Origin of the sequence: Paracoccus sp. 22332 (genome assembly GCF_052045125.1) — a bacterium.
GTDB lineage: Bacteria > Pseudomonadota > Alphaproteobacteria > Rhodobacterales > Rhodobacteraceae > Paracoccus > Paracoccus haematequi_A.
This window is the reverse complement of sequence record NZ_JBQEOI010000075.1, coordinates 1-8,592: the sequence shown is the minus strand read 5'-3', so window position 1 is coordinate 8,592 and position 8,592 is coordinate 1. Positions and strand designations below refer to the sequence as shown.

At 61.9% G+C, this 8,592-nt stretch carries 9 protein-coding genes; 3 read left to right on the top strand and 6 right to left on the bottom strand.

Translation table 11 applies throughout. The features are described from left to right. Positions 1-1,008, top strand: a 1,008-nt coding sequence (locus ACTJI6_RS23095) for a TRAP transporter large permease (protein WP_440804035.1), incomplete at its 5' end; no start/stop codon positions are given. Positions 1,009-1,018: 10 nt separating this feature from the next. Continuing rightward, a complete protein-coding gene (locus ACTJI6_RS23090; protein ID WP_440803420.1) occupies positions 1,019-1,903 on the top strand; it encodes a DUF1932 domain-containing protein in 885 nt (294 codons plus the stop codon). On the opposite strand, the gene ACTJI6_RS23085 is transcribed toward ACTJI6_RS23090, so the two are convergent. From ACTJI6_RS23085 to ACTJI6_RS23060, 6 genes are all read right to left on the bottom strand, one after another. Next, positions 1,900-3,213, bottom strand: coding sequence for a LysR family transcriptional regulator (locus tag ACTJI6_RS23085; RefSeq protein ID WP_440803422.1), 1,314 nt, complete (start codon positions 3,211-3,213; stop codon positions 1,900-1,902). The genes ACTJI6_RS23090 and ACTJI6_RS23085 overlap by 4 nt on opposite strands. Positions 3,214-3,384: 171 nt before the next feature. Further along, entirely contained in the window at positions 3,385-4,773 is a 1,389-nt protein-coding gene (locus ACTJI6_RS23080) for an FAD-binding oxidoreductase (protein WP_440804033.1), read from the bottom strand. Positions 4,774-5,344: 571 nt separating this feature from the next. Continuing rightward, complete coding sequence (locus ACTJI6_RS23075) at positions 5,345-5,797, bottom strand: VOC family protein (RefSeq protein ID WP_440804032.1); 453 nt, start codon at positions 5,795-5,797, stop codon at positions 5,345-5,347. Positions 5,798-5,822: 25 nt separating this feature from the next. Beyond that, positions 5,823-6,173, bottom strand: coding sequence for a hypothetical protein (locus ACTJI6_RS23070; protein WP_157935969.1), 351 nt, complete (start codon positions 6,171-6,173; stop codon positions 5,823-5,825). A 51-nt stretch (positions 6,174-6,224) separates the two neighbouring features. Continuing rightward, positions 6,225-6,542, bottom strand: a complete 318-nt coding sequence (locus ACTJI6_RS23065; RefSeq protein WP_146113048.1) for a hypothetical protein — start codon at positions 6,540-6,542, stop codon at positions 6,225-6,227. Between the two features lie 29 nt (positions 6,543-6,571). Continuing rightward, the gene (locus ACTJI6_RS23060; RefSeq protein ID WP_440804029.1) at positions 6,572-7,213 is read right to left on the bottom strand and encodes a hypothetical protein; all 642 of its coding nucleotides are present in this window, start codon (positions 7,211-7,213) and stop codon (positions 6,572-6,574) included. A gap of 170 nt (positions 7,214-7,383) precedes the next feature. Here ACTJI6_RS23060 and ACTJI6_RS23055 point away from each other — a divergent pair, with 170 nt between their 5' ends. Continuing rightward, on the top strand, positions 7,384-8,427 hold the full coding sequence (locus ACTJI6_RS23055) for an IS5 family transposase (RefSeq protein ID WP_085502601.1): 1,044 nt from the start codon (positions 7,384-7,386) through the stop codon (positions 8,425-8,427). Positions 8,428-8,592: the final 165 nt, after the last annotated feature.

Here is an 8,592-nt window from a genome sequence, read left to right as displayed (position 1 = left end):
GCCTCGGCTTCGGTCCTGGGCTGCGCGGCATTTTCCGCCGTGTCGGGATCGTCAGTCGCCACCGCCGTCACCATCGGCAAGGTGGCCCTGCCGGAAATGAAGCGCCTCGGCTATGCCGACGGGCTGGCGACTGGATCGGTCGCGGCGGGGGGCACGCTGGGTTTCCTGATCCCGCCGTCTACGGGCTTTGTTCTTTACGCCATCCTGACGGAACAATCCATCGGACGCCTGTTCATGGCGGGCGTACTGCCGGGGCTGATGCTGACGGTGCTGTTCATCGTCACCGTCTGGCTGGTCGCCCTGCGCAACCCGTCGCTGGCACCTGCCGGGCCGAACGTCGCCCTGGGCCAGCGTTTCCGCAGCCTGGGCCAGGCCGGGCCGCTGCTGGCGGTGATGATCCTGACCATCGGCGGCATCTATGTCGGCGCCTTCACCCCGGTCGAGGCATCGGGCATCGGCGCGGCCCTGGTGATCGGGCTGGCGCTCGCAGCCGGCAAACTGTCGCGGGCGGGCTTTCGCATCGCGGTCATGGACACGCTCAAGACCTCGGCCATGCTTTACACCATCGTGATCGGCGCGAACGTCCTGAACCCGTTCTTTGCCGTCACCCAGATCCCCGCCCTGCTGGGCCAGGGGCTGGAGGGTCTTGGCCTGGGCGCCTATGGCACGCTGTTCGTGATCATCGGGGCATATGTCGTCATGGGAATGTTCATGGACGGGCTGTCGATGCTGGTGATCTCGATCCCGATCGTGTTCCCGGTGATCACGCAGCTTGGCTTCGACCCGATCTGGTTCGGCGTCGTCGCGGTGATCGTGATCGAGATGGGGATGATCACGCCCCCTGTCGGACTCAACGTCTTTGTGGTACGCGGCGTGGCGCAGGACGTGCCGTTGACCACAGTGTTCCGCGGTGTCATGCCGTTCCTGTTCGCGATGATCGTGGGCCTGATCCTGATCATCCTTGTTCCGCAAATCGCGCTGCTGATCCCCAACACGATGTTCGGCTGAGGAAAGACCCATGAGTGATAACCTTCTGCGGATCGCCTTTGTCGGCTTCGGCGAGGCTGCCGAGGCCTTTGCAAAAGGCTGGAGCAGGGCCGTGACGACGGGCCTGCGCGCCTTTGACGAAAAGATCGACGATCCGCAGGCCATGTCACTGCCCTTGTCGCGATCCGAGGCAACGGGCGTCAGCCTTTCTCTTGACAGGGCGACGGCACTTGAGGGTGCGGATGCGGTCTTCTGCCTGGTGACGGCGGACCGTGCCGTCCTGGCCGCCGAAGAAGCGGCCCCCTATCTGGCCCCGGATGCGCTCTGGCTCGATGGCAACAGCTGCTCGCCCGGCGCCAAGCGCCGCGCGGCCGCGGTCATCGAGGCGGCCGGTGGACGCTATGTCGATGTGGCGATCATGGCGCCGGTCTATCCCAGGATGCACCGCACGCCCCTGCTGATCGCCGGTCCCCATGCCGACGACGCACTGGCAGTCCTGTCCGCCCTCGGGATGGATGCGCAAGTATCGGGCGGCACGGTGGGCGACGCATCGGCCATCAAGATGGTCCGATCCGTGATGATCAAGGGGACCGAGGCGCTGTTCGCAGAATGCCTGCTGGCCGCCCGCCGCGCGGGGATCGAGGATCGGGTCCTGGGTTCGCTCCAGGCCTCGAACCCGCAAATCGACTGGCCGCGCCAGGCCGCCTATAACCTGGAACGCATGATGGTCCACGGCCGCCGCCGCGCCGCCGAGATGCGCGAAGTCGCGGCCACCCTGACCGAACTTGACCTTCCCAACGGTTTGGCCAGTGCCACCGCCGACTGGCAGCAATGGATTGGCGAGCTGGAGTTGCCCGCAGGCGAGGACAGCTTCGCCCCCCGCGCCGATGCAATCCTGAGCGGGCTCCGGCCCTAGAGCCGGGACGCGGTTCGGCGCAGAAGGTCCAGGAAATCCTTCTGCGCCCGCGTCGGCTCCCAACCGGCGCGGGTGGTAATGCCGATCGGGCGGCTGGCATTGGGCAGGCGCACCGGCAGGATCGCCAGGACGCCCGCCTCAACCTCGGCCTGCATCTTCGACAGGCCGCCCAAGTAATCGCTCTGCCGCAGGATTTCGCGCATCATGATGACAGAGGATGTCTCGATAACGTTGGTTGGCGCCCGTTCGTGGAAGCAGGCATCCAACACGCCCCGAAGCGGCGTCGATCGCCGGGGCACCACCCAAGGGTAGGCAGCCAGATCGGTGAACCCCGGGCGGCCCTTGCCGGAAAGGGGATGGCCCGGACGTGCGACGACGACCACCTCGTCATCGAACAGGCGCTCCTGATCGATATCCTCGATCGGGCTCGGCAGGCGCAGGGCACCCAGCATCATGTCGATTTCGCCCCGGCGCAAGCCCAGCAGCAGTTCGTCGTAACGCCCATCGATGATATGGAAAGGAAAGCTAGGACGGAGATTGCGAAACCCCAGGATGGCCGAGGGCAGCCATCCGGACCGCGACAAGGGCAGCGCGCCGATAACGATGCGGCCGACCTCGCGCCCGTTGAGCGTCGCCAGGTCGGACTCGGCCTGGTCCAGTTCCGCCATCGCTAATCGTGCGGCCTGTGCCAGTTGAAGCGCCGCCCGCGTCGAGATCAGGCCATGCGCCGTGCGTTGAAAGAAGGTCGTGCCGGCTGCCTTTTCCAGCGTGGTGGTCGAGCGATGAACCGTGGGCTGCGCCAGCCCCACCCGGTGGGCGGCCATGGTGAAGTTCTCGGTTTCGGTCACGGCAATCAGCGCGACAAGCTGCGGCCAGGTCGCTTGTATGCGGACAGCACGATCCATATCCGACATTGCCGCATCCAGCATTCTCAGCGCCCGTTCGGCTCGATGATGCAAGAGTTCGCCGGCTTCGGTCAAAAACAGTCCCTGGGGGCGCCGCAGGAAAAGCGGGTGCCCTGTCTCTTGCGCCAGCTTGACCATGGCCTGGGTGACGGCAGGCTGCGAGACATGGTTGGCCTCAGCCGCCTGTGTCACGGAATTGCTGCGCCCGAGGGCGAGGAACATCCGGAGATGGCGGATACTGGCTGGCATGTGTCCTTCCCTGCTTACGGGAAGGTTACGGCTGCCTCCGCCTGCAGACAAGCAGCGGGAAATTGACGGGCCATAGGGAGACGATATGCAGAACGCCCAGCATGAACCGCGGACCATTGGATTGATCGATGACCTTGGGTTGGAAAGCAACGTCAATGGAGGTCGTGATCAGGAAGCCGCAGCCAGGTTTCCGTGACATGCGGCGGGCCGATTTCGCTTTGTCTGCGTTGTGCAGAAATTGCGGTGCAGGAGCGGTTTGGAAATACCATCGGCTGATAATCTGATGCTTTGGGCATGGGATGGAGGTTGGACGTGGGCATTCCCGTTTCAGACAATCTTGCCGGGGTTCATTCGTGCGTCAGGATCGACCGCGGCAATGAGTGCGGTCATCAGGTGTCGTTCGATCGGGCTGCGAAGGTGGTCCGCCAGCCCAACCTTTGCCTGCCCCAGGCCATGCTCGGCGGAAAAGCTTCCGCCTACGCTGACAACAAGGTCATAGATCGCCTGGGACAACATGGCCTCCGTGCCTGCGAAATCCGCATCTGGCGGGGGCGACAGATTGAGATGGACATTTCCGTCGCCCAGGTGGCCGAAGGGATTGACGCGGACACCCGGCAGGATCTTCGACAGCATTGGTTCTGTCAGGGCTACAAAATCGGCGAGCCGCGCCACCGGCACGGCGACGTCATGCTTGATCTGCGGTCCCTCGCGCCGTTGGCCTTCGGGCATTTCCTCACGCAACTGCCACAAGGCGGCGCGCTGCGCTGCAGACGAGGCCACGACTCCGTCCACGACATTGCCGCTCTCGAAAGCCTGTTCCAGGATCTCGGCCAGCAGCACCTTCGGGTCAGCCGACTTGCGGGATGTGGCCAGCTCGACAAGGAGGTAAAATGGTCCGGGCGTCTCGACGGGCCTGCGCAGGTCGGGAAGGTGGTGCAGAAGCATGGCAAGCCCGGTTTCGCAGAAGAACTCGGCCGCCGTCAGCATGTCACCTGCTTCATGTCGAAGCCTCGCGCCAAGCCTAAGCATGCTCTCCACGTCCGAGAGAACAAGCAGTGCGGTTGCTTGAGCGGCAGGAGCTGGCTGCAGCTTCAGGATCGCCCGGGTAATCACGCCCAGCCTGCCTTCCGCCCCGCAGAACAGCTTGCGCAACTGCAAGCCCGTGTTGTCCTTGATCAAGGCCCGCATGCCGTCCCAGATCGAGCCGTCGGGCAGAACCACCTCAAGCCCCAGCACCTGCGCTTCCATCATGCCATAGCGCATGGCAAGGCTGCCTCCGGCATTCGTCGCGATCAGACCGCCGATCTGAGCGCTGCCTTCAGCGCCTAAATGGAGCGGAAACATCAGGTCATGTGACGCCACGGCTTCGTTTAATGCCTGCAGGATGACACCGGCATCGACCGTTGCCGTCATCGCGACCGGAGCGATCTCGTGGATGCGGTTCATGCGCGCCAACGACAGAATGATGCCGCGCTGTCCCGCAGAGATGACACTGCCGCCATTCAATCCCGTATTTCCGCCTTGGGGTGTCACGCTGATGCCAAGCGTGGCGCAAAGCCGCAACGTTGCGGCGACCTCTTCGGTCGTCGCGGGCAAGGCCACGCCCAAGGGAGGCTCGCCGAACCGGTCCAGCCAATCGCGCGCATAGGGACGCGTCTCGTTTGACGAGGATTTCCACCCTGACGAACCCAACAATTCGGCAAACGGATCGCTCATCTTCGTCTTCCTCTTTTAGTCAAACCTGGTTTGGAGACGAAGGATGTTGGGCGCAATTTCAAAGCACGTTCATCGTCATAAGCGCGTGCTATGGAGCGGTTGTGCGCAGGACCCAAGGCAGTTGTTAGGCCCTGCGCTACCTCTTGATGAGCCTTGCACAAAGCGGCAATGGAACATCGTTCAGTCACTTCATGCAAGCTAGGGCAGGGGCATGCGCGGCAAATGGAACAAGCCCACAACACAGAGACGCTCGAAGATCACGATTTGGCCGTGCGCCTCTGGAATAGCTATTACCGTCGGGTTGACCGGCATCTCCATCTTCTCGCATTACAACATACAGCGCCAGCTCTGCGGCTCGCCGTTCCGGTCCCTTTTCCCAATGGTGTACGCAAGGGGATGGGCTACCGAACACCCATCGAAGCGTTTCGAGATGAACTGATACGATTGGAGGCACCATGACACACCCTGCTCCGCAGCACTGGTGCATTCAGAATGGAGCCTGCACCCGGGGACGCCGTCCTGAAAAGCGGCACGGCTTGGCAGCACAGGGCCCGCGTATAGGACATAGTTTCTAGGTGTCGAAGTTGACAACCGGAATTTCGGCACCCTCGGGAATGGTCATGGCTGTGATGCGCGCGATGTTGAACTCCGGATCGTTGAAGACCAACTGCCACTGCCCGTAATAGGTTGCAAACGGCCCCTTGACGATCGACCCGCCAAGCTCGGGCACCTTGTGCGCGATCTCATCTACCGTTGCCCAGTCTTCAACCACGAACGTCACCATCGTGCCAGCGCTGGATGTTGATGTCCTGCGTCTCTCACGATCCTTCAGGCCCAGAAGCTCATAGGCCGGGACGCCGTTGAAGGCCAGCTGGAAGCCGTTGCCTTGCAGAACCCGGTAGATCGGCGAAGAGGCCTCGGGAATGTCGTCCCAACCCAGGATTGCAGCGTAAAATTGTTTCTGTTTCTCCACATCATCGCAGAAGATGTTGTGCATAGGCTGGAACTTGTCTGCACTGGCCATCGGTGTGTCCACGCTCCTCTTGAGATCAGGCATTGAGGTCGCCGTCTGCGCATCGAGACGACATCTTTATGCCCAGCGGGGCCGCCAGTCCCGCATCCATCAGCGTCCCGACAAGCTCGGCGTGATAGGCGGCATAGGCTTTCACTGAAACATAGCGGTCCTCGGGTCTGATGATGTTGAACATCAGCGATCCTTGGCGGACAGTGGGCAGCACCCAGGACTTGTAGGCCCATTCCGGGTCCGCATGCGTGAAGTAGTCCGAGTTCTTCGGTCGCAGCCATCTTGCGCCGTCATGAGGTTGATCGATATTGCCGACCGACGCATTGAAGGCCCTAAGTGCCTTCTCCGGTTCGGCGGTGCTTACATACAAGGCCAACTTTCTTCCTTTCCGTTCCAAATCTATCCGCCTGACAGCTTTCGTGACTGCTCAGTTCAGTAGAACCTCATCAAAGCGCACGTCCATCCACCGGAGGAAGGTTTCCACCAGCCTCGTGTAGTACAGCTTGACCACGTCAGGCGGGATGCCTTTGCCGCCATCGGCCTGAAGTTCGAAGGTCAACGTGCCCGCATCGACGCTTGGCACAAGCCTTGCGCCGATATCCGACACGTCTTCGGAATGCTGGTAGGAGGTATCAGCCTCCAGCATCCAGCCTTCCGCCTTCCCCCACGCTTCTTCCTGGACAATTCTCCGGTTGAACTCCCGAAGCAGCGCATCGGGAGAATTGGTCATGAAATGGACTGACACTGGGATATCTCCTGAAATCCGGCCGAGCGTCAGCCCGCGACTGCTTGCAGTTCAGGGTGAATCCGGTCGCTTTCAAGAACCGGCGTCAGGAGAGCTTTCTCGAAAGCCTCCTTGCCCTGCGCGTGGGCGTTTTCCAGTTCCTTGATCCATTTCCTGTACTGTATCGAGATCTTGTCGGTCACGACCGACAGTTCGTCGTCGTAAATCTCTTCTGGCCACTGCGATTCAATGACCGGCTGGTCCTCGGCAAAGACCAGGTCGTTGAAGGCGATGTGGGGATGATCCGAATCGTTCAAGCTCTTCTCGCGGGCGAAGATCAGGAAGTTCTTCGTTTGCTTCGCGTTCACCGGGCAGGACACGTTGAAGAGGACGTGAAGGTTGTTCCCCACATATTTTTGAACGGCCAAGTTGATCGTGAACGGCATACTGCAATGGTAGGTGAAGTTGCCGATGGGTGCCTGATCGGGAACATCCATGCCCGGAGGGGTGTCATAGACAAAGCGCAGCTGGCCCTTCACGCGATCGATCGGCACGATGGGCGGCTCGGCGTTGTTCGGATCGAACAGCGTGCCCGGGTGAACGAACGCGAAGTGCGAAAAGTCCGTGAAGTTTTCCCAGCGGCGCGGTGCGCTGGCATTCCACCAGTAGGGCTCCTGCACGACTATCTTCATCCTCGGGTCATCAGCGACGCTGAAATACGGGATTTCCGTCACGTTCCACGAGCTGTCCAGACGGACCCAGACCAAACCGTACTTCAGTTCACATTGGGGCACCTCGAAAAATTGCCCGGCCCGAGTTGCTGCGGTATGAACGGGGGGTGATCGGCTGCTTGGGCGTAACGATGGCACAGATGGGTTTCTTCGATCTTTCGGACCGCTATGCGAGCCTGGATGCCAAGAAGGACCCCTTGGTCGAGATTGACGCCGTTGTGCCGTGGGAGGAGTTCCGCCCGACGCTGGAGCGGGTTTGGCGCAAGCCAGATGCGGAGCGGAAGTCGCGCGCCGGGCGCAAGCCGATGGACGCCGTTCTGATGTTCAAGACACTGGTCCTGGGCGCGCTCTACAACCTGTCCGACGACCAGATCGAGTATCAGGTGCGCGACCGTTTGTCATTCATGCGGTTCCTCGGCCTAGGGCTTGAGGACCGGGTGCCCGATGCCAAGACGGTGTGGCTTTATCGCGAAGCGCTGGCGCAGGCGGGCCTGGTGGAGGCGCTGTTCAAGCAGTTCGACGGCTATCTGGCGCGCCGGGGTTACATCGCGCGGGGAGGGCAGATCCTGGATGCCTCCATCGTCCCGGTGCCGAAGAACCACAACACGCGCGAGGAAAACAAGGCGATCAAGAGCGGTGAGGTGCCCGAGGGCTGGTCCGACAAACCGGCCAAGCGGTCACAGAAGGACGTTGATGCCCGCTGGACCAAGAAGCACGGTAAATCCCACTATGGCTACAAGAACCATGTGAGCATGGACAGGAAGCACAAGCTGGTAAGACGTTACCATGTCAGCGATGCCGCCCTGCATGACAGCCAAGCGGTGGACCACCTGCTGACGCGGGGCAATACCGGCGCGGGGGTCTGGGCCGATCCGGCCTATCGGTCCGAGGAGATGGAAGCCAAGCTGCGCGGCATGAAGCTGAAGAGCCACATCCACCGCAAGGGCAAGCGCGGCAAGCCGCTGACCGAGCAGGCCAAAAGCAGCAACCGGACCAAATCCTCGGTGCGTGCCCGGGTCGAGCATGTCTTCGGCGCGCAGACCAATGACATGGGCGGCACGCTGGTGCGCACGATCGGCATGGTGCGGGCGAAGGCGAAGATCGGGATGAAGAACCTCGCTTACAACATGCGCCGCCTCGGCCAGCTGAGCCGCCTGAACCCGTGCCCGGGCTAACCCAGGGGCGCGGAAATCAAGTCGTGCGGCACGAAACGCCGCGCGCGACAGGCAAAGCATCAAAGACCCCGTAGCGCACAAGGGCACTGACGGGTGGCATCACGCCCATTTCAAGCCGCCGAGCCCGCGACCCGCGACCGGAAAAGGTCAAAAATCGAGGTGCCC

Excerpts from the sequence above, each read along its gene's own strand:
- ACTJI6_RS23090 (WP_440803420.1), top strand. The coding sequence starts at position 1,019 with ATGAGTGATAACCTTCTGCGGATCGCCTTTGTCGGCTTCGGCGAGGCT.
- ACTJI6_RS23080 (WP_440804033.1), bottom strand. The coding sequence starts at position 4,773 with ATGAGCGATCCGTTTGCCGAATTGTTGGGTTCGTCAGGGTGGAAATCC.
- ACTJI6_RS23075 (WP_440804032.1), bottom strand. The coding sequence starts at position 5,797 with ATGGCCAGTGCAGACAAGTTCCAGCCTATGCACAACATCTTCTGCGAT.
- ACTJI6_RS23055 (WP_085502601.1), top strand. The coding sequence starts at position 7,384 with ATGGCACAGATGGGTTTCTTCGATCTTTCGGACCGCTATGCGAGCCTG.
- ACTJI6_RS23060 (WP_440804029.1), bottom strand. The coding sequence starts at position 7,213 with ATGAAGATAGTCGTGCAGGAGCCCTACTGGTGGAATGCCAGCGCACCG.